This window comes from Binatus soli (SeqCode) (assembly GCF_050015535.1).
GTDB lineage: Bacteria > Desulfobacterota > Binatia > Binatales > Binataceae > Binatus > Binatus soli.
Genome location: NZ_JBEKBF010000015.1, coordinates 76,931 through 97,626, shown reverse-complemented (window position 1 = coordinate 97,626; position 20,696 = coordinate 76,931). Strand labels below are relative to the sequence as shown.

The 20,696-nt window shown below is 62.0% G+C and carries 20 protein-coding genes and 1 other RNA gene; 12 read left to right on the top strand and 9 right to left on the bottom strand.

Translation table 11 applies throughout. The annotated features are described in order from the left end of the window. Positions 1 to 24: 24 nt before the first annotated feature. Positions 25 to 399, bottom strand: coding sequence for an ATP-dependent Clp protease adapter ClpS (gene clpS, locus ABR989_RS12900; RefSeq protein WP_428129169.1), 375 nt, complete (start codon positions 397 to 399; stop codon positions 25 to 27). Positions 400 to 556: 157 nt separating this feature from the next. Between clpS and ABR989_RS12895 the strand changes: the two genes are divergently transcribed. Continuing rightward, the gene (locus tag ABR989_RS12895) at positions 557 to 1,747 is read left to right on the top strand and encodes a GNAT family N-acetyltransferase (RefSeq protein WP_428129167.1); all 1,191 of its coding nucleotides are present in this window, start codon (positions 557 to 559) and stop codon (positions 1,745 to 1,747) included. Between the two features lie 21 nt (positions 1,748 to 1,768). Here the strand turns inward: ABR989_RS12895 and ABR989_RS12890 are convergent, their stop codons facing one another. Next, positions 1,769 to 3,097 (bottom strand): DNA recombination protein RmuC, encoded by a 1,329-nt coding sequence (locus ABR989_RS12890; protein ID WP_428129165.1) that lies wholly within the window; start codon positions 3,095 to 3,097, stop codon positions 1,769 to 1,771. Positions 3,098 to 3,245: 148 nt separating this feature from the next. Here ABR989_RS12890 and ABR989_RS12885 point away from each other — a divergent pair, with 148 nt between their 5' ends. Continuing rightward, positions 3,246 to 4,502, top strand: coding sequence for an ArsA family ATPase (locus ABR989_RS12885; RefSeq protein WP_428129162.1), 1,257 nt, complete (start codon positions 3,246 to 3,248; stop codon positions 4,500 to 4,502). Positions 4,503 to 4,666: 164 nt separating this feature from the next. On the opposite strand, the gene rnpB is transcribed toward ABR989_RS12885, so the two are convergent. After that, positions 4,667 to 5,008: RNase P RNA component class A (gene rnpB / locus ABR989_RS12880), an RNA gene on the bottom strand. A 181-nt stretch (positions 5,009 to 5,189) separates the two neighbouring features. Beyond that, positions 5,190 to 5,498, bottom strand: coding sequence for a hypothetical protein (locus tag ABR989_RS12875; RefSeq protein ID WP_428129160.1), 309 nt, complete (start codon positions 5,496 to 5,498; stop codon positions 5,190 to 5,192). A 227-nt stretch (positions 5,499 to 5,725) separates the two neighbouring features. On the opposite strand from ABR989_RS12875, the gene ABR989_RS12870 reads away from it, so the two are divergent. Continuing rightward, positions 5,726 to 6,811 carry a hypothetical protein gene (locus ABR989_RS12870; protein ID WP_428129157.1) on the top strand — a complete coding sequence of 362 codons (1,086 nt, stop codon included), beginning with the start codon at positions 5,726 to 5,728 and terminating at the stop codon, positions 6,809 to 6,811. A 25-nt stretch (positions 6,812 to 6,836) separates the two neighbouring features. Further along, complete coding sequence (locus tag ABR989_RS12865) at positions 6,837 to 8,117, top strand: TIGR03668 family PPOX class F420-dependent oxidoreductase (protein WP_428129156.1); 1,281 nt, start codon at positions 6,837 to 6,839, stop codon at positions 8,115 to 8,117. Positions 8,118 to 8,653: 536 nt separating this feature from the next. Here ABR989_RS12865 and ABR989_RS12860 read toward each other — a convergent pair. Genes ABR989_RS12860 through ABR989_RS12850 form a run of 3 tightly spaced genes read right to left on the bottom strand, consistent with a single transcriptional unit; the run spans position 8,654 to position 10,152 of the window. Beyond that, a complete protein-coding gene (locus ABR989_RS12860; protein ID WP_428129154.1) occupies positions 8,654 to 9,067 on the bottom strand; it encodes a double zinc ribbon domain-containing protein in 414 nt (137 codons plus the stop codon). Then, positions 9,068 to 9,982 (bottom strand): exonuclease domain-containing protein, encoded by a 915-nt coding sequence (locus tag ABR989_RS12855; protein WP_428129151.1) that lies wholly within the window; start codon positions 9,980 to 9,982, stop codon positions 9,068 to 9,070. Further along, positions 9,979 to 10,152, bottom strand: a complete 174-nt coding sequence (locus ABR989_RS12850) for a hypothetical protein (protein WP_428129149.1) — start codon at positions 10,150 to 10,152, stop codon at positions 9,979 to 9,981. The genes ABR989_RS12855 and ABR989_RS12850 overlap by 4 nt, the downstream gene beginning before the upstream one ends. Positions 10,153 to 10,325: 173 nt before the next feature. Here ABR989_RS12850 and ABR989_RS12845 point away from each other — a divergent pair, with 173 nt between their 5' ends. Together ABR989_RS12845 and ABR989_RS12840 are read left to right on the top strand one after the other, a co-directional pair. Continuing rightward, positions 10,326 to 11,015 carry an HAD family hydrolase gene (locus ABR989_RS12845; protein WP_428129146.1) on the top strand — a complete coding sequence of 230 codons (690 nt, stop codon included), beginning with the start codon at positions 10,326 to 10,328 and terminating at the stop codon, positions 11,013 to 11,015. Next, positions 11,015 to 11,686 carry a glutathione S-transferase family protein gene (locus tag ABR989_RS12840; RefSeq protein ID WP_428129143.1) on the top strand — a complete coding sequence of 224 codons (672 nt, stop codon included), beginning with the start codon at positions 11,015 to 11,017 and terminating at the stop codon, positions 11,684 to 11,686. The genes ABR989_RS12845 and ABR989_RS12840 overlap by 1 nt, the downstream gene beginning before the upstream one ends. Here the strand turns inward: ABR989_RS12840 and ABR989_RS12835 are convergent. After that, positions 11,655 to 12,122: a VanZ family protein gene (locus tag ABR989_RS12835; protein WP_428129141.1), complete on the bottom strand. Its 468-nt coding sequence runs from the start codon at positions 12,120 to 12,122 to the stop codon at positions 11,655 to 11,657. The two genes, ABR989_RS12840 and ABR989_RS12835, sit on opposite strands and share 32 nt — an antisense overlap. A 139-nt stretch (positions 12,123 to 12,261) precedes the next feature. Beyond that, entirely contained in the window at positions 12,262 to 12,702 is a 441-nt protein-coding gene (locus tag ABR989_RS12830; RefSeq protein ID WP_428129138.1) for a VanZ family protein, read from the bottom strand. A gap of 176 nt (positions 12,703 to 12,878) precedes the next feature. Between ABR989_RS12830 and zwf the strand changes: the two genes are divergently transcribed. From zwf to lpxD, 6 genes are all read left to right on the top strand, one after another. Further along, positions 12,879 to 14,402: a glucose-6-phosphate dehydrogenase gene (zwf, locus tag ABR989_RS12825; RefSeq protein WP_428129135.1), complete on the top strand. Its 1,524-nt coding sequence runs from the start codon at positions 12,879 to 12,881 to the stop codon at positions 14,400 to 14,402. 261 nt (positions 14,403 to 14,663) lie between these two features. Next, complete coding sequence (locus tag ABR989_RS12820) at positions 14,664 to 15,950, top strand: 3-hydroxyacyl-CoA dehydrogenase family protein (protein ID WP_428129133.1); 1,287 nt, start codon at positions 14,664 to 14,666, stop codon at positions 15,948 to 15,950. A 29-nt stretch (positions 15,951 to 15,979) separates the two neighbouring features. Beyond that, the gene (locus tag ABR989_RS12815) at positions 15,980 to 17,215 is read left to right on the top strand and encodes an acetyl-CoA acetyltransferase (protein ID WP_428129130.1); all 1,236 of its coding nucleotides are present in this window, start codon (positions 15,980 to 15,982) and stop codon (positions 17,213 to 17,215) included. Positions 17,216 to 17,319: 104 nt separating this feature from the next. Then, complete coding sequence (locus tag ABR989_RS12810; protein ID WP_428129128.1) at positions 17,320 to 18,231, top strand: PhzF family phenazine biosynthesis protein; 912 nt, start codon at positions 17,320 to 17,322, stop codon at positions 18,229 to 18,231. A 165-nt stretch (positions 18,232 to 18,396) separates the two neighbouring features. Beyond that, positions 18,397 to 19,518, top strand: a complete 1,122-nt coding sequence (gene waaF, locus ABR989_RS12805; RefSeq protein ID WP_428129125.1) for a lipopolysaccharide heptosyltransferase II — start codon at positions 18,397 to 18,399, stop codon at positions 19,516 to 19,518. A gap of 48 nt (positions 19,519 to 19,566) precedes the next feature. Beyond that, entirely contained in the window at positions 19,567 to 20,586 is a 1,020-nt protein-coding gene (gene lpxD / locus ABR989_RS12800; RefSeq protein ID WP_428129123.1) for a UDP-3-O-(3-hydroxymyristoyl)glucosamine N-acyltransferase, read from the top strand. Positions 20,587 to 20,696: the final 110 nt, after the last annotated feature.

Genomic DNA, 20,696 nt, shown 5'->3' with positions numbered 1-20,696 from the left:
GGAGGCATCGATGTTACGGCCTGGTCACTCCTTTTCCATGACGCACTTGAGCGGATACTCGGCCTCACGCGCGAGTTCCTCGACGGTATGCGCCTTGGTCTCCGCGACTTCGAATGGATACACGCCCGCCACGCCCATCCCGTTCTGATGCACGTGGAGCATGATTCGGGTCGCGTCGGCGTGTTGCTTGTGGAATACCGCTTTCAACACTTCGACGACGAACTCCATCGGCGTGTAATCGTCGTTGAGCAAAATCACCTTGTACAGAGGCGGTTTGGCAGTCTTCGGCTTGGTGCGGGTCTTGCGCTCGGTAGCGATATCGCCGCCGCCGGAGCGGCCGTCGCCGTCAGCGCCGGTGATTCGCGCCAAAACCATCCGCTTGCGCACGAAATCCACCATCGCACCTCTGTCGCGCGGAGCGCCTCGCTCCGTCTGACAAATATAATAACAAATTCGAGCATGGGTGGTGAGCATCCGGCAAAAGTCGGTTCGGTTGCGATAAGTCTGATATTTTGACCGTTGTGATTTGCGCAAGCGATGAGATCGAGACTTTGCCATGAATGATCCCGCGCCCCGACTCGAAGTCGCCATCGTCGAGGGAATCGACAAGATTCCCCGCGCGGCGTGGGACGCCCTGCTCTCCCCCGACGATTCCCCGTTCGTCGAATGGGATTGGCTGTATGCGATGGAGCACTCCGGATCGGCTGTGCGCAGCACCGGATGGGCCCCGTATCATCTCGTGGTTCGAGAGGCGCCCCGAAAACGAATCGTCGCCGCAGCCCCGCTCTACCTCAAGACCCACAGCATGGGCGAGTTCGTCTTCGACCATGGATGGGCCGACGCGGCCGAGCGCGCCGGCATCCGCTACTTTCCCAAGATTCTGGTCGGGGTGCCGTTCACGCCGCATACGGGACGCCGATTTCTAACCGCGCCGGGCGTCGATCGAGCCGGCCTCATCAATCTGCTCGGCCTCGCGCTCACCTCCATCTGCGAAGACAACAAGCTGTCGAGTGTGCACGTCAATTTTTGCGAGCCCGACGAAGCTGCCGCGCTCGCGCCGATCGGATTCATGGAGCGGCTCGGCTATCAGTACCATTGGCATAACGCCGGCTTCGCGACCTTCGACGACTATCTGAACCGGCTCAAGCACAAGCGGCGCACCGCGGTCCGCCACGAACGCGCAGCGATGGATGAGCAGGGCATCCACATCCGTGTCGTCGCGGGCCAGCAAATTCCCGATCGGATGTTCCCCGAGATGTATCGAATCTATTGCTCGACGATCGAGAAGCTTTACTGGGGCCGTCGATATCTCACCGAGGAATTTTTCGACCTCATCCGCAAATCCTTCAAACGCAATATGGTTTTCATCGGCGCGTACGCGGGCCGCGAACTGATCGCGGGCGCCGTCAACCTGGCCAAGGCGAACGTGATGTACGGCCGCTATTGGGGATGCTTCCGCGAGGTCCGCTTCCTGCACTTCAACGTCTGCTACTACGCGGGCATCGAGCATTCCATCCGCAGCGGCATTCAGCGTTACGAGCCCGGCGCCGGCGGCGAATACAAATGGCTGCGCGGCTTCGACCCCGCGCTCACCCGCAGCATCCACTACGTCTCCAACCCGGATCTCAGGCGCGCGATCGCGGGATTCCTCAAGCGCGAGCGTCACGAAGTCGAGCGATGGATCGTCGCCGGCAAGGAGCGCAGCCAACTGAAGCCTCCGCCCCCGTCCGACGCGGAGATGGAGTAGGTGAAAAACGCGGGCGCGATTTCACCCCTTCCTCGGTTCGCCAATCATCGACGCCGGAAGCTCGCGCGTCGCGGTCTCGATAAACTTCGTGTCCGCGATCTCTTGTTTGCTCGCGACGCCGAGTTCCCGGAACTTACGCGCGGTGACCAGAACTCGCGACTCCAGCGAGTTCAGCGTGCGGTTGTATTCGCGCAACGCCCTGTCCAACGCTCCGCCCATGTCGGCGAAGTACCCTGCCATCGTCGCGATTCGCTCATGCAGCTCCTGCCCGAGCGCGCTGATGCGCTCGGCATTCTCGGCGAGCCGCTCCTGGCGCCACCCGTAGGCGACCGCGCGCAGCACGGCGATCAGCGTCGTCGGCGAGGCGAGCACGACCTTCTTCGCGGCAGCGTCCTCGATTAACGCGGGGTCCTGTTGCAGCGCGGCGCTGAAGAACATCTCGCCCGGCAGAAACAGAACGACGAATTCCGGCGTCGGTTTCAGCGCGTCCTGGTACGATTTCGAGCTAAGCTGCTCGACGTGCTTGCGGATCTGTGATGCGTGCTCCTTGAGCTTAATCCTGCGCGCCGCGTCGTCCGCCACCTCCAGTGCCTCCAAGTAAGCCTTCAGCGGTGCCTTCGAATCGACCACCACATTCTTTCCACCGGGCAAGCGCACAACCATGTCGGGCCGCAGCCACCCGTCATCGGTCGTGACGCTTTCCTGCTCAAAGAAGTCGCAATGGTCGGTCATTCCGGCGATCTCCACCACGTTGCGAAGCTGAACTTCGCCCCACCGGCCTCGGACCACAGGCGTTTTGAGCGCGTCGACCAGCCTGCCGGTCTGTGCGCCGAGCGATTCAAGCTGAGACTTGAGGTTCCCCTGCGATTCGCGCCGGTCGTTCTCGATTCTGCGCAGTTCGCCGTCGAGCTTGGTCAGCGACTCCCGTGCCGGCTTGACCAGTTCATCGATCGACTTTTGCCGCGCTTCGAAATCCTTCCCCGCCGTTTCGCGCTCGGCGCGGAACTTCTCGTCGGCGCGCTTGATAAAGTCGTCCGATGTGGTGCGCAGCGCATCGGCCGCAAGCAACTTGAACGTGTCAGTCAGTCTCTTTTCCGCGTCATCGAGCAGCGTGCGTTCCTGCTCGATTCTCTCTTTTGCGTTCCTGAGCTCCGTGTCTGCTGTGACTTTTCCTGACTGCGCTATCGCCAGTTTGTCGCGCAGTTCGCCAAGAGCCCTCGCAAGTTCTTCGCGCTGGGCGCGTTCCTGCGCCGCCGTTGCGATCGCGCCGGCGGCGTTTGCGCGCGCAAAGAGCCATCCGATCAGCGCTCCGAGCGCCACGCCGGCAATCAATGCAACAATCAATTCCACCCCTGATTCCCCGCCAGGATTCTATTCCCCATTCGTCAGACCGTCTAATCGACTATCCGCACTTTTACACCGCCCCGATGACAACCCTTGTCCTGCGATGCGCCCCTTCGCCGCGCCTGCTATCGTGACCCTAAAATGGAGTTGCTGCTTGAAAGACCTGCTGACCAAAGGCTCGATCCCGATTCTGCTCGGCACCGGCGGCGTCGGTAAGACCACTATCGCCGCCGCGCTCGGACTCGCGGGCGCATCTGCCGATCTCAACACCGCGGTGATAACCGTCGATCCTTCCGAGCGCCTGCGTGACGCGCTCGGCCTAGCGCACCTCGGCGGCCAGCCGACCCGAATCGGCGGCCGGCAGCTTGCCGCGGCCGGACTTGACCGCCAGCTTCGGCTCTCCGCGATGATGCTCGACGTGACAGGCGCCTGGGACGCCATCGTCGAGCGCCTTATCGCCGACCCGGCGACGCGCCGCAGGATTTTCGACAATCCATTCTACCGAAGCCTGACCGCCGAGTTCGCCGGCTCCGAAGCCTTCGCCGCGCTCCAGCAACTTTATGATCTTCATCAGACCGGCGCCTTCGAGCTCGAAGTCGTGGACACTCCCCCCGCATCGCACTCCTTCGAGTTCCTGCAGACACCCGCGCGGCTGATTCGCCTGCTCGATTCGCGGACTGCGCGATGGCTCTTTACGCCGTCGCTCTCTGCCGGGCGGATTGCGATGAAAGTCGCGAGCAAGGCGGCGAGATTTGTCGTGCGTGAGCTCGAGCGCTTTGTCGGCGCCAACGTGCTTTCGACCATCACGGATTTCTTCGCAGCCGCCGCCGAGAGCATGGACGCAATTGTCGACCGCCTGCACAAGACCGAAGCGCTGCTGCATTCGCCTGCCGTCCGGTTCGTGATGGTGACGACGACGGAACCCGATCGCATCCGCCAGGCGCGCGAGCTGCTCGGCCAGATGGACTCCGAGGGACTCAAGCTCGCCGCGATAGTGATCAATCGGTTCCTCGATGAGCGCACCTGGTCGGCCGTCGCGGATTCTGCCGAGCGTCCGTTGAGTCATCTCGCGGAAATTTCGGAATTGAGATCGTCGCTCACGAGAGGCGATGGGGATGCGGACGGATTCGGGCGGCTGATCCATCACTTCGAGGAGTATCGCGACCGGACCCTCGACGAGATCGAGCGCGTCGCCGCCTTCGCGCGCGAACTTCCGCCCGGCGTCAAGCTCGCGATAGCGCCCGAAATCGAAGCCGGCGTGCGCGACCTGGCCGCACTCTGGCGAATCTCCCGCTACGTGACCTCAGGCACCGCGATTCTGAAGCCGCTCGAGGCGGCTGCATCGCGACTGCGCGCCCGCCCGCGCCCGCATCAAGGCGACGGTTCCCCTTCGCTCAAGGGAAGCAGTTAGGTTTCCCTCCCCGCGATTGTTCCGGTGCCCCACGCAGGCGCGCGCCAGGAGAGAGGATGCATTCGACAAGGCCGGCTGTTCTGCGCCAGCTGTTCCGCCGATTCCGGCACCCTGCACGACGCCGGCACATTGCACGTTCATTGAAAAAGCACGTTCACTGAAAAAACCGGAGTGAGTCTGTAAGCCGGGTTCTGTGCCCTTGCGGGCGGCGATCATTCCTCTAGGCCGTCGATTGCTCGCCGGCTCATGCGACCATACCCGAGGCCTTAAGAGCGGGCCGCTCAGCCTCCTATTTGGTCTTGCTCCGGATGGGGTTTGGCATGCGCGCACGATTACTCGCGCGCCGGTGGGCTCTTACCCCGCCATTTCACCCTTACCCTTTCGGGCGGTGTATTTTCTGTGCCACTTTCCGCGAATCGCTTCGCGCCGTCGTTAACGGCCATCCTGCCCTATGGAGCCCGGACTTTCCTCTTCCCTGTTCAGGAAGCGATCGCCCGACTCACTCCGGCCCGATTAGACTAGCATCTTTTCGATTCCCACTCCCCCTTGGGATCTTTGCGTAGCTGACGCCGGCTGCTCTTATTTTGTGTCATCATCCCGAGCGGTGCCTGCGGACCCGAGTCCTTCTTCTGAATTGCCGGTTGAGAAACCTAACTCTCCTTCAACAAGGTGACAGAAGAGCGCCGGTCATTTGTCTGCGGCCTTATGCAGGTACGTCTCGGGGTGCGCGATGAACGAGTCGCGCTCCTCCTTGTCGCAGAAGTAATAACGCTTCCCCGCGTACTCGGCGGCGGGCGTGTCGCTCTTCACATGAAGCTTCATTCCGCAGGCGGCGCACTTGGTGGTCGTGCCGACATCCGCCGCGGGCGGCGAAGCAAGTACCTTGGCTATCGCGGGTGAGTCGGCGCACCACGCCGGCGTGGAGAGCGGCGCGATCGCGAGAATCGAAAGCGCGAACAGGATCGCGAGCATGATCGGGAAATTTGAACGTGTCATTTTTGCCCTCGGATTGGCCTTTTATCTAAACGCGCTATAACTTTTTCGTTCTTACAGCATCGCGGATCAGTTTGGCAAACGAGATAACACTGTCGGTCCGAAGTCCGCATCCCGCGGCGGCGCCGATTCTTTTGCTTTAATCACACAGGAAGTCCGAAACCCAGTTTGAGTTTCAGGAGGGTGGATGGTCCCGCGCCCATGGCGATCGCCCCTGCTATAATCGCTCGATGCCCGATCTCGACGTAATCGTCGCCCCTGCGCTGGCTCCCGATGATCTCATCGGTCTCGAGCTCCACTTTCTCGACGCTATCGCCACGCGCCAGACAGCGCCGGTCCTGCTCATCTACGCGTCGCCGGGCCGTTCCATCTCGATCGGCCGCTATCATGCATTTGGCGGAGCGCCCGAGCGCGACGGAATCAACGTGATACGGCGTCTGACCGGTGGTCGCGTCGTCGGCGCGGGCAATGGATGGCTCGGGCTTGCGCTCATTCTTCCGACTCGCACCGCACTGCTGAAAGAGGACACCGCGCCAGCGAAAAAACTGAATAACCTGAAACCCGAGCAGATCATGAATCGCTACGCTCGTGGCCTCCTGACCGGGATGCGCGCGCTTGGAATCGATTGTTTCTACCCCGGCCGCGACGCGATAACCGTCGAGCAGCGCGAGATTGCCATGTGCACTTTCGAGACTGACGCTTCGGGCGCGATGCTTTTCGAGGCGGCGATTGCGCACAATCGCGGAATGGAAGAACTCGTCCACGATTTGGAACGCATCGACCCCGACGGCGCGCTTTCATGCCGCATGTATGACGCTGCGTCCGCCACCAAGGTGGTGCGCGAGCTTGCTCGCGACGTCTCTTTCGACGAGCTCGCCGGCGCGATCGCGTCCGGCTACCGGAGTTCGCTCGGCCCGACTCGACGCCGCGAGTTGACCGCGATCGAATCTGCCCAGGCGGATCACCGCGGGCAACGAGGCGGGCTTGACATCTCAAACTGGATACACCCACCCGTCGCGGGAGCATCGCCGACGCTCAGGAATCGAATTGCATCGCAACTCGGCGCCATCGAGGCTGCCGTCGTGCTCAAAGCCGACGGCGCCATCGAGGCAGTGCGGCTGAGCGGGGATTTCATCGCCAATTCGCCGGCTGTCGCCGAACTCGAAAGCGAACTTTGCGGCCGCCCGCTCGACCTGGCATCGGTTTCGCACGCAGTCGCGAAGACATTTGGCGACAACGAAAACAACAACAGCAATTTCTTTCTCGGCGCGGGCGAACTGTCCAATCTCGTGCGCCTTATCGCGGGTGTAAATTGAAAGGCAGGGGTGACCCCTGCACCCAATGTTAAAACAAACCGACACAGCCCTAGTCGGGAAACTGATGCGGGAACTTGGCGACGCGCGCAAAACCGTTCAACGCCGGGCGATCGATGAACTCGTAGCAATTGCCGGGTCAGGCAACCCAGTCGTCACTGAAAAGCTTCGCGAGGCAATCGCAAGCGCCAATCGCCGCGTGCGATGGGCTGGCGCGTTCGCGCTGGGCCAAATCGGCGCAGGCGCGTTTGCGATGGAGTGCGCGGACGCGCTGTGGGAGGCGATGTCCGACGACGACGGCGATGTCAGGTGGGCGGCGACCGACCTGATGGTCCGCCTCGGACGCGAAAATCTCCAGCAAATTCGCGCGCGCCTGCTCAAATTCGCTGCCGATCCCGACACCGACCGCAACGCGCGCAAGATGGCGCTCTACTGCATCCGCGACCTCCGTATCGCCGGCCCTGAACTGTTCGCCGTCGTCGAGCGCGCCGTGCACGACTCGAATGTTCACGTGCGGCTGGCGGCGTTGGCAGTGCTGTCGCGGATGCGCGATGCGCCGGAAGCGGCGGCGAGAATCATGCTCGGATGCCTCAAATCCGATCCGGATGCGGGCGTGCGCCGCGCCGCAGCCTCGGCGCTCGGCAATATTCAAAGCCCAACCGAGGACGCCATGACCGCGCTCGCGTCCGCGGCGGCCGACCGCTCCGACGAGTCGCTCGCGCGTGCCGCGCGCGGCGCGCTCGACCGTCTGGAAAAAGATCGGCAAGAAAGCGCGGCTGGAGAAACGGTGATGGCAACGAAAGCGAAACGCACCGCGGCAAATGTTCCGGCCGCTCCACTTAACGATATGGTCGCTCGGCTTGCCGATCCGCGCGTGCAGCAGTTTGTCGCCGGCGCCCGCGTCGCCCATCTGGCGACCGCCGACGGCGTCGGCGCTCCGCACAACGTCCCGCTCTGCTACTGGTTCGACGGCGAGCGCATCTACTTCGCGATCGACGAGAAACCCAAGCGTCAAACCGGTTTGGCGCTCAAGCGAATGCGCAATATCGCGGAAAATCCGCGCGTCGCCATTGTGATCGATCACTATGAAGAAGATTGGTCGCAACTCGCGTACGTGCTGATTCGTGGAAATGCCCGCGTGGTCGAAGACGCCGAAGAATACCTCCTCGCGATACGTCATCTGCGCGACAAATATCTGCAGTACCGCGCGATGAGTCTGACGCCCGAGAAAAATCCAATCGTCAAGGTCGAACCGGTCAGCGTGCACGTGTGGGGTGCGCGATTTGAACCCAAGCCGGGTATCACTTAATTGAATGCGAAACCCACCGTGGGTTCCGCACCCCCTTGGGCAGGGGTAACCCCTTGTATCTTGCGGTCAGGGTCGCAAGATGGATTCAAACCTGGGCGCGGCAGACCGATAACCCCTGGGTCCGCAACGAGCGAGACCGCGGTGCATCTTGCCGTCCGCCCCAGCGTAGGAAGCCCACCACTTGCCGGAGGCTTGCGGCCACTCCATTACTCCTCGATCCTTTCCGCCTTTGCGCGCCATTGGAGCCTCCTAAATCAGTGCCCACTCAACTCCAGGACCACTTCAAGAACTCCCACAACCCCGACCTCGACAACCACAGAACCCGCAATAACCATACGAGCAGTCCGAGCGACATCAGGGCCACGAGCACTGCTCCAATCTCGTAAACGAACCAGGCGACGTTCAAAGCCCGCTCGCTTGAAAGCCGCAATCCGCATCGCGAACAGAAGCGCGAACGCAGCGATCGCCTCTCAGCGCCACAGCGCGGACAGCTTGTGAATGCGGCACCGATCGGATTCGTTGCCATCGCGATCACCTCACTTGAGCGCCTTACCGATCAGCACAAACACGCCGAGCATCACCGCGAGCCAGAACAGATCGACGCCAAGCTCGTAGAGCGCGGCACGCGGCCCCTTTACAAACACCCGCACGTGATACGGATGGAAGAGCCGTGGCACCATCACCAATTGCGCGCCGCATTGTCGGCAGACCTTCTTGAACCCCCACATCATCGGATAACCGCACTCGGGACAGCTCATCGCTCGCCGGCTCATCACGACGTGGTGATACTTGGCCGGCGCCGGCCGCTGCCAGTCAGGCAAGTCAGATTGACCGCCGGTTAGCGGCGCGCCGCAATGGCCGCAGAAACGGGCATTGGGAAAAAGCGCCGCCGCGCCACACCGCGCGCAGTTTGGTAGACCAGAAGGGACCGGGTTACCTTTCGCTATCATCTATCCATTTACCAGATCGGTAATGCGCTTGAAGTCGCTCTCGGTGATGACCCGAATGTTCTGACCTTGGGACATCAGTTCCTCAGCTTTGCGGTGCTTTGAACTCATTTCGTAGCCCGCGAGTTTGCGAATATCCTGGTCGCCTACCACAAGCAGGGTCGTGTGCTTGCTCACGCTGGTAGCGACTTCGCAACCCGCAGCGGACGCTGCGTCAGCCGCCTCATGGCGCGGCATTGACAAGGCGCCTGTGAAGACTAGTACTTCGCCAAAAAGTGGTCCTTCTGGATTTCCACAACGAGCGACTGCGGGCGCAGGCCTCGGCAAAGCCCTTGGTGGGCGCGGACTGGCGAGCTCAGTGGTTGTCCGTACCGGCAGGTTAATCGGCTGCTTTACCCGCTCAAGCCACGCATCAATGCTTATACCGGACTCCGCGATTGCTCGAAGAAGAACCTCGCCCGCGCAGCAAGCGTCTTGTAGGGCATCGTGCGGCGTATACTGAATTCCAAACTCCGCCGCCACATTTGAGAGACCGTAGCCTGAGCGAGAAAACATCGGCCATGCGCGCCTGACCACCATGGCAGAGTCAAGCCACCGATACTCGGAATGAACGAGTTGGTATCTTTCGCACGCTCGGTGCAAGGCAACGCGATCAAAGGGCGTGTGGCTAGCTACGATGTTGCTTTGTAAAAGCCTACTCACTTCTGGGTAGACCGCGGCCCAGTTTGGACAACCCCTAACCTTCTCTTCGTCGATGCCGTGAATAGAAACATGGAGAGGGTCGAACTCATCCTCGGGGTTGACAAGAGACTCCCACGAATTTTTCAGCCTCCCGTCACGGAAGCATGCAATGCCTATTTGACAGATGCTCGACAGGTCGGGGTTTGCCGTTTCCACATCAACCACGACGAAGTTCATCGGCCTGCGTCCTTGCGGCGTTTCCCGCCGCCGTGGCCGCGACCGCTCCGCGGCTTGGTGAACTTCCTTCCCCGGCGCACGCGCTTCATGATCTCGCTGCGCTGGCGCTTGCTCTTGACCTTCGTCCATTTCTTCAGGCCGCCCTTCCGGCCCGCGTCTTTGGTGTCCATGCAAGCGAGCGCTACTACTTACGTACGGCTACGTCAAAGGGCTATTGAAGCGCCGGACGCGCCCGGCGCTCTTGCCAACCGATAAGATCAACCACGCGCCAGCGCGAGAGCACCGCGATCCTCGCCCCGCCCGCTTCCAAGGGCGGGGCGGGCATGTAAATCATAGTTCGAGAATGATTCGCGCGGTCATATTCGATCTCGACGGGACCCTCGTCGACACCGAGCCGTTGCATTTCGCGGCCTTCAACCAAGTTTTGCGGCCCGAAGGAATCGAAATCCCACGTGACGAATACTTCACGCGGCTGATTGGACTTAACGATCACGATTGCTTCGCCATGGTGCTGCGCGAGAATCGGATGGACGCGGGCGAGGAACACATCGCGAGCCTGATCGCGCGCAAGACCGTCGTCTATCAAGCGATGGTTGCCGAGCGCGAGGTTCTCTACCCGGGCGCCGGGAAGTTCGCGCGCGATTGCGCGCGACGGTTTCCGCTGATGATCGCGACCGGTACGCTGCGCGCCGAGGCCGAAGCGATTCTTCGCCGTGCCGGACTTCGCGAGTTGTTTCTCGACATTATCGCGGCGGAGGACGTCGAGCGCGGCAAGCCTGCGCCCGACGCTTTCATCGCGGCTCTTGACCGGCTCGGATTTATCCACTGGGATCGCGATCCGATCCGGGCGGACGAATGTGTGGTGGTCGAGGACACGCGGGCCGGAATCGAGGCGGCGCACCGCGCAGGCATGAAAGTGATAGCGCTATGCCATAGCGCACCGGCGGCCGATCTGGCGGCGGCCGACGTCGTGCGCGATTCGATTTCCGGGCTTGACCTCGACGACGTAATCCACGCACTTGGAGGACGATAATGGCGGCGAAGCTGTACCAGTTTCTCGGCAGCCCGTTCTGCGCCAAGGTGCGCAAGCTGCTGGCGTTCAAGAGCGTCGAGTTCGAAGTCGTCGAGGTTGACTACCTGGAGCGCAAGGAATTGCTCCTCGCCTCGGGCCAGATAATGGTGCCGGCGGTCACGCTCGAGAACGGCGAGACCATCGTCGATTCCGCGCGAATCGCGATGCGACTCGAGGAGCTTTATCCCGAGCCGACGATTTTCCCCGCTGGATGGCGCGGGATGCATCTCGTCCTCGCCGATTACATCGACAACCAACTCGAGGATGCGCTGTATCGCGTCGCGCTCGCCGACGAACTCGCGATTCACATCCGGGAGGGTGCGGATCGCGCCGCGCTATGGCGTCTGATTCGCGAGCGCAAGTACGGCGCGGGTTTCGTCGATCGAACTATCTCGGAGCATTCGGCCAACTGGGAACGCGCGCGCGCCGCTCTCGCGCCGTTCGAGGAGCAACTGGCGAGCATGCCGTTTCTGACCGGCAGGATCGGCCTGGCGGATTTCGCGCTCTATGGCCAGTTGTTCTACCTGGCGTTCACGGGCGATCTGAAAATTCCCGCCGACATGAAAAATCTGCGCGCGTTCTTCGGGCGGGTCGATCGGATCAGCTCAGCGATTGAGGAACCGCCCGGGTAAAGAGCTTGCTACGCATTTCGGCGATTGCGGTGGTCAGGAAAAAGCTGAAGAGCGCGCCGATCGAGTCCAGTGCGACATCATATAGTGACGCGGTGCGACCGGGCGCGAACGCCTGATGGCCCTCGTCGGTCAGCGCGTACACGACACAAAGCAACAACGCCAGGTAGGGCCGCCGCGCCATCGGACCGCGGACCAGCAGCCAGAAAAGCACTCCATATTCGATAAAATGGGCGACCTTGCGAAGCAGCCTGTGGCAAAAGTCAACCGACGCGGGGGTGATTCCGGGAAGCAACAGCATCGGGTGGATGATCTTGGCCGTGTTGGCGGGGGAAAACGCCGAGGTCGAAAGTATGAAGATCAACGCGCCCCACAGCACTACCGGGATCCATTGGCCGAGCGGAGCGGGCTCCGAGGCGCCCTCTGATAAAGATTTCACCGCCGGCATCAGTTGGCTGTCGTATTCATGAGCGATGCGCGCCGGGGGGTGGAGTCGGAAGTCATGCGGAGATTTTGGGCGAGCAGCTTTTTCATGAAGATCGGGAACGTGCCACACTTATCAGTCATCAAAGAGCTTACTACGCGATTTCGGCGATTGCGGTGGTCAGGAAATGGCTGAAGAGCGCGCCGGTCGAGTCGAGTGCGACATCATATAGCGACGCGGTGCGACCGGGCACGAACGCCTGATGGCCCTCGTCGGTCAGCGCGTACACTACACAAAGCAACAACGCCAGGTAGGGCCGCCGCGCCATCGGACCGCGGACCAGCAGCCAGAAAAGTATTCCGTATTCGGTAAAATGCGCGGCCTTGCGAATCAGGTTGTGGCATACGTCAATCGACGCGGCGGTCATTACGGGAAGCAACCATCGCAGGATCGGGTCGATGATCCTGGCCGTGTTGGCGGCGGTAAACGCCGAGGTCGAGAGTGTGAAGATCAACGCGCCCCACAGAACTACCGGGATCCATTGGCCGAGCGGAGCGGGCTCCGAGGCGGCGGACAAAGATTTCGCTGCCGCCATCAGTTGGCTGTCGTTTTCATGAGCGATGCGCGCCGGGGGTTGCAGTCGGAAGTCATGCGGAGATTCTGGGCGAGCAGCTTTTTCATGAAGATGGGGAACGTGTCACACTTATCAATCATCGCTTGGAGTTACCAGTGGGGCCACGCGCCTGGCAATCTCATAAGGAGGGCCGCGAGATGGACAATCTGCTGACCATGCAACGAGCCCAACCGGCGCCGCCGTGCACGGTGGTAATATTCGGCGCGTCGGGCGATCTCGCCAAGCGCAAGCTGATTCCGGCGCTGTACAATCTCGTCGCATGCGGCCAGGGCATGATGCCGGCGAAAAGCGCGGTGCTCGGATTTGCGCGGCGCGAAATGTCGCTCGACGAGTTCCGCAAAAGTGCGCACGATTGGACCGCCCGGTTCTCGCGCCTGAAAGTCGATGAGGGTTGCTGGGCGACGTTCGCTGACGGCCTCGACTATCTCTCCGGGCTCGACCATCCCGACGGTTTCACAAAACTTAAAGTGAAACTTGAAGCTATCGAAAAAGCCCGCGGTCTCCCGCCCAATCGCGTTTACTACCTGGCGATCCCGCCCGAAGCGATTGGCGAGTCGGTTGAGCGGCTTGCGCAGGCCGGCCTGATCAGTCCGCCGGATGCGCCGAACTTCTCAAGCGTCGTCGTCGAAAAACCAATCGGCCACGATCTGCCGAGCGCACTCGAAATCAACCGCGTGCTGGTGAAGCATCTCGACGAGTCGCAGATTTTCCGGATCGATCACTACCTCGGCAAGGAAACCGTGCAGAACCTGCTGGTGCTGCGCTTCTCGAATAATATTTTCGAGCGCCTGTGGGGCAGCCGCAACGTCGATCACGTGCAAATCACCGTGGCGGAAGCGGAAGGCGTGGGTAACCGCGCGGCGTTTTACGATTGTGCCGGCGCACTGCGCGACATGGTGCAGAATCACATCCTGCAAACGCTGTCGCTGCTGACGATGGAAGCGCCGGTGTCGCTCGACGCGACGGCGATCACGGACGCGAAGCTCAACGTGTTGCGCACGCTGCGTCCGATCACGCCGGAGCATGCGCGCGCGACTACGGTGCGGGCGCGGTATGGCGCGGGTATCGACGCAGACGGCAAGCCGGTGGCCGGTTACATGGATGAGCCGGGCGTCCCCGACAATTCGCGCGCCGAGACGTTCGTCGCGCTGAAGACATATATTGACAACTGGCGATGGTCGGGGGTGCCATTTTTCATCCGGACCGGCAAGCGGATGAAGCGGCGGGCGAGCTCGATCTACGTGCAGTTCAAGGACGTGCCGCAAATTCTGTTCAATCGCGATTCGGCGGTTCCCGCCAACGCGCTGACGATTCGGATTCAGCCCGACGAGGGTTTTTCGTTCGACGTGATGACCAAGCGGCCGGGGCTGGACCTGGTGCTGCAACCGGTGCGGATGAATCTCAGCTACAAGACTGCGTTCGGCGACGGCGCCTCGCCCGACGGATACGAACGACTCCTGCTCGACGTGATGGACGGCGACCATACGCTGTTCCCCAGCGCGCAGTTCGTCGAGAAGTCGTGGGAGTTCGTGCAGGAAATATTGGATTCGTGGAGCGACGGCGCGCGCGTGCCGATGGCCGAGTATCCGGCGGGCAGCTGGGGACCGAATGAGGCCGACGAGTTGATCGGCACGGCAGGGCGAGTATGGCATGAACCTTGACCCAGGAATTTTTTCGCGGAGCAGCGGACGCCGTTCGCCCGCCGCACGCTGCTTGGCACGGATAGCCGCCCTCGGCTAGCATCTGTTGCGGCCCGCGGCTGCGACGGCGCAGCGCTGCAAAGCAGCCTCGATGAGACCCAACACCGCTTTGAGCGCCCGCGCTTTGAGGCGCGGTAGTTCGGATGATCGCGCGCGCATTAGAGCTCGGCGGCAGGAGTGCCGCTTGACGAAACCATAATTCCGCCAGGACCGGAGAGCTGCTTGGCCAACAACAACAAGGTCGTAATTATCGGCGCCAACGGCACCATGGGCGCGGGCGCGGGATGCGTATTAGCGGGGGGAGGATATAGCGTCACGCTGCTGGCGCGGAGGTCCGACAAAGCAGCCCAAGGATTAGCGGACGCGCAGAACGACGCGCGCGCGGAAGCGATCGCGGAGCGGATCTCGCTGGGCGCGTACGACACCGACCTCAGCCGCGCGGTTAGCGAGGCCGCTATTATCTTCGAGTCGCTCGCCGAAGATCTGCCGCTCAAAAGACAATTCTTCGAGCTGATCGACAAGAGCCGGCGTCCCGACGCGATCGTGGCGTCCGGTTCCTCGGGACTGTCAGTCGCGGAAATGGCGCGCGGACGAAGCGATTCATTTCGCCGCAATTTCCTCGGCGTCCACCTGTTCAATCCGCCGCAGGTGATCGTCGGCACCGAAGTCATTCCAGGACCCGATACCGATCCGGCGGTGGTAAAGGGCGTCGTCGCGATGCTGACGAGACGGCTGGGCCGCAAGGTGATCGTCAGCAAAGATATGCCCGCGTTCGTCGGCAATCGGGTCGGCTTCAAGGTGCTGAATGAAACGGCGCAACTGGCCGCAGAACACGGCGTCGCGTTTATAGACTATTTGATCGGGCCGCATACCGGGCGCGCGATGGCGCCGCTGGCGACCGTCGACATGGTCGGATGGGACGTGCACAAGGCGATCGTCGACAACGTCCATGCCAACTGCGAGGACGAGGCGCACGAGTCCTTCGCGATGCCCGCGTATATGAATGTCGCGCTTCACAAGGGATGCCTCGGCGACAAGACGCCCGAGCGGGGCGGCTTCTACCGCCGCGCGGGCAAGCAAGTCTTCGTGCTCGATCCGAAGACCGGCGGGCACGAGAACTACCAGAAACCCGCACCGATCGAATTTGTCGAAAAGATGAAACAGTTGCATCACGTGGGCCGCTACGGCGAGGCGTTGAAGGTCCTCGCCGAAGCCAAGGGCGCGGATGCCGACGTATGCCGCCGCGTTGTGCTCGGTTACGTCAGCTACGCGCTGAACCGCGTCGGCGAAGTGGCCGCGAGTTCGGCCGACGTGGACACTATCATGTCGTACGGCTTCAACTGGGCGCCGCCCACGGCGATCGTCGATTTGCTCGGCGCGAAGAACACGGTGGCGATGCTGCAAAAGCTGAAACTGACGGTCCCGGCGGTCGTCGAGCAAGCTGCGGCGAGCGGTGCTAGAATGTTCTCCGGCGGCATACTCGAATACGGCCGGACCTTTGTTGGATGATTTAATTCGATGACCGATAGGAGCGCGCGATGACAAAAGCAGCGCCGGTGTACGTATTGGGCGGAGCGCAAACCGACTTTGCCCGCAATTGGTCGAAAGAAGGAAAGCATTTCGTGGCGATGATGCGCGAGGCAACTTTGGGCGCGCTCGAAGCTACCCGGATCGAGCCGCGCGAAGTTGAAACTGCTCACGTCGGCAACTTCGCCGCCGAGCTGTACGCCAAGCAGGGCCATATCGGCGCATTTTTCCTCGAGATCGATCCCGTTTTCTCCGGGCTGCCGACGAGCCGTCATGAAGCGGCATGTGCGTCGGGCTCGATCGCATTGATCGCGGCGTCGGCCGATATCGAAGCCGCGCGCTACGACCTGGCGTGCGTGGTCGGCGTCGAACAAATGAAGACCGTCGATTCGACCACCGGCGGCGACATCCTGGGCACCGCGGCGTGGTACGAGCGCGAAGCCAAGGGAATCGAATTCCCGTTTCCGAAACTGTTTGGCCGGCTCGGCGACGAGTACGACAAGCGTTACGGCCTCAAGGATGAACACCTCGCGCATATTTCGGCGGTGAATTATTCCAACGCAAAGCGCAATCCGAACGCGCAGACCCGCAACTGGTTCATGAGCGAGAGTCACGCGCAGCACGAAAGCAAATTCAATATGCGCATCGGCGGCCGGATCAAAGTGAGCGATTGCTCGCAGGTCACGGACGGCTCGGTCGCGCTTTTCCTCGCGTCGGAAAAATTTGCGCGCGCGTGGGCCAAACGCAACGGCAAGACGCTCGCCGACATTCCGCGCATCCTCGGATGGGGCCATCACACGGCGCCGATCGAATTCGACACCAAGGTCGCCGAGAGCAGGGACAACGCCTACGTGTTGCCGCATACACGCCAGGCAATTCTCGACGCCTTCAAGCGCGCGGGCATCGCGTCCGCCGCCGAGCTCTCGGGAATCGAGACGCACGACTGCTTCACCACTTCCGAGTACATGGCGATCGATCATTTTGGAATCACCAAGCCGGGCGAATCGTGGAAGGCGGTCGAGGAAGGCGTGATCGAGCTCGGCGGCAAGCTGCCGATCAATCCGAGCGGTGGGCTGATAGGCGCGGGCCATCCGGTCGGCGCGACCGGCGTGCGCCAGATGCTCGATTGCCATCGGCAGATAACGGATAGCGCGGGCGACTACCAGGTCGAGGGTGCGAAGAAATTTGCGATGCTGAACATCGGCGGCAGCGGCACCACCAGCTGCGTGTTTATCGTCGGCAAGTAAGCGCGGCGATTTCAAATTGTCGAAGCGGCGGTCCCCAAACGGATCGCCGCTTTTCATTTGAATTCCCGATTGGCTCGCGCGCGCCGCCGCGGCACAATCGCCGGATGTCCAGGAAAATTCCGTTCACCCTCGTAGATGTCTTCACGTCGCGGCCTTTCGGCGGCAACCAACTCGCGGTCTTCACCGACGCGGCAACGCTCAGCGCGAGCGAGATGCAGGAGCTGGCGCATGAGATGAACTTCAGTGAATCGACGTTCGTGATGGCGGCCGAATCTGCCCGCGCCGCGCGGCGCGTCAGGATTTTCACGCCGAGGCGCGAAATTCCGATGGCCGGGCATCCCACGGTCGGCGCCACATGGGTGCTCGCGAGTCGCGGCGAGATCGCGCTCGAGTCGGCGAATGTCGATGCGACGTTGCAACTCGGAATCGGGCTGGTGACCGTCACGATCGCGAGTGCTGGCGGCAAGCCGGACTTTGTCTGGATGGCGCATCGCGAGCCGGAATTCGGCGCGAAGCGTCGCGATCGCGGGCGTGTCGCGAAGGCGCTTGGAATCTCCGCCGCGGACATTCGCGACGATCTGCCAATGCAGAGTGTCTCGACCGGCAATCCGTTCATCTTTGTCCCGCTTCGTGCCCTCGACGCGCTCGCGAAATGCGCTCCCAACGAGGCGTCGCTCGCGGCGCTGTTCAAGGCGGGTGAGCAGTCGTCTTATTTTTATATGTTTGTCGCGAACGAGTCGGGCGAGTTCTCCGCTCGATCGCGGATGTTCGCACCACAAGACGGAGTTCCCGAGGACCCGGCGACTGGAAGCGCCGCGGCTCCGTTCGGCGCGTACGCAGCCACATACGGATTGATCAAACCCGCACCCTCGGCTTCATTCTTGATCCAACAAGGCGTCGAGATGGGACGGCCGAGCGAGATTCGCGTCGAGGTCGTGCGCAAAAACAGCGGCGCATTCGCAATCCGAATCGGCGGCCGATGCGCGATCGTCGGCGAAGGTGCGATGTTCCTCTAGCGCGGCGATGAACGCACTTCGACGCGAGCTCCGCTTCAGTTTTGCGGGCGTTTTCGCGGTGCGGTGCGCGCCGCCAGATTCCAGAATTCGCGCGGGTTTATTTGGAGGCGCGCGCGTGATGAAATCTTTGGCAGGATCGAACGCGCGCTGCGGGCAATTATTAGCGTGGAATCGGAAAATAGTCGGCGTCACGAGGCGCTTGATTCGCGTGCGCCGGCGCTGTCGGCGCCCGCGCTCATGCTCGAGCCTCCGCCGGGCCGCATCCTGGTCAAGGAGGTCAATTGGCTGGGCGACTTGGTGATGAGCACGCCCGCGCTTCGAGCAATCCGCCGCGCGTGGCCGGGCGCGCATCTCGCGGTGCTGATCAAGAAGGAACTGGCGAGCTTCTTTGACGGGGCCCGATGGCTCGACGAGGTGATACCGTACTCGGTTGGGCGCGGTCTTTCCGGGTTTTTCGATCGCCGCAGAATTGTCGGAGAAATCCGCTCGCGGCGATTCGACCTGGGAGTGTTGTTTCCAAACAGTTTCGAGTCGGCGTTGTGGATCGCGATGGCCGGAATCCGGCGGCGCGCCGGATTTGTCGCCGATGCGCGCGGCGCGATGCTGACGCTGAAAGCGTCGCCGCCGCCCGAAGCGGTTACCGGCCATCAGGTGAATTATTGGCTCGCGATGGTGCGCGCGACGGGCGTTTGCGTTGCCGACACCCGCGCCGATGATTTGGCAATCGACGTCCACGGACCGCATCGCGAGCGGATGCGGGAATGGCTCGCGGCGAATCGCAGGCGTCCCGGCCGTCCGGTCTTTGCAATCGCTCCCGCGTCGGCCTACGGACCGGCCAAGGAATGGCCCGCGGACAGCTACGGCGCGTTGATCGATTTGATCGCGCATCGCGAGGACGCCGAAGTCGTGCTGGTTGGCGCGTCGTCGGAGCGCGCGAAGTGCGAAGAAGTTGCGGCGGCGAGCAAATCGGGCGCGATGATCGCAGCCGGGCACACCAATGTCGGCGAGCTGATCGCATTGTTGTCGCTGTGCGACGGGTTCATCGGCAACGATTCAGGATGCATGCATCTGGCGGGAGCGCTGGGAATCCCGACCGTCGCGATTTTCGGATCGACCAATCCGAATCGCACCGGGCCGCTGGGGCCGAAGACGCGCGTGATTTACCACAAGCTCGAATGCAGTCCGTGCCTGGCGCGCACCTGCCGCTTCGGTCATTACAACTGCCTGACGCAAATCGAGCCGGCGGAGCTCGCCGACGCAATCCTCGCGGCGCGCGCGTCGCGTTGAATACCGAAGACTGAAAACTTTCATTCACCGGAAAACCAGGGCATCAAGATGAAACTCAAGGAACTCGCATCGAAGCTGGGACTCGAAATCCGCGGTGACGGCGGCGTGGAGATTTTCGCGCCGGCTCCAATCGAGGCCGCCGGTCCCGGCATGATCGTCTTCGTCGCGAGCACGAAGTACGCCTCCGCGCTGCAATCCAACGTATCGGCGGCAATCACAACTGCCGAGCTTGCGGCGGGCGCGAAGTGCGCGACGCTTGTCAGCGCGAATCCATACGCCGACTTCGCCCGCGTGCTCGAGATTTTCTTCCCGCCGTACCGGCCCGCGCCGGGAATCGATCCGCGGGCTTCGATCGCGCCCGACGCGATGATCGGTCCGGACGCGGCGATCGGCGCATCGGCGGTAATCGGTGCGGGCGTTACGATTGGGCGCGATGCGGTGATTCATCCGAACGTTACGATTTACCCCAACGTGCGCATCGGCGATCGCTTCACCGCGCACAGCCAGGCCTCGATTCGCGAAGGCACGGTGATTGGAAATCGGGTAACGATTTTGAACGGCGCGGTAATCGGCGCCGACGGTTTCGGGTTCGTCGAGGAAAAGGGCGACTTGATCAAGATTCCGCAGGTCGGCGGCGTAATAATCGAGGATGATGTTGAGATCGGCGCGAATTCGACGGTCGATCGCGCGATGATGGGGGCGACGGTGCTGCATCGCGGCGTGAAGCTCGACGATCAGGTGCATATCGGGCACAACTGCGAAATCGGCGAGTACTCGCGATTCTCGGGCCACGTGGGAATCTCGGGCTCGACGCGAATCGGCAAATGGTGCCTGTTCGGCGGACAAGCGGGATGCGCCGATCACGTGACGATCGGCGATCGCGTCATGGTCGTGGCGAAATCCGGGATCCACAACAGCTTGAAAGACGATGCGATCGTCGGAGGCATCCCGGCGGTGGACGTGCGCAAGTGGCGCCGCTACGCGGCCGCGCTGACGCGGCTGCCCGAAATAATACGGCGAGTGCGCGCGCTGGAGAATCACGTCGGTATCGGCGGCAACGAGGCGTAACTTTTGGCGGAGGCGGGGGCGGTGGAGATGCAGACGCGACAACCAATTGGAACGATCGCGTTGGCATCCTTACCCCGGACTCATCTATTTTCATCTGATTGTGAACGGAC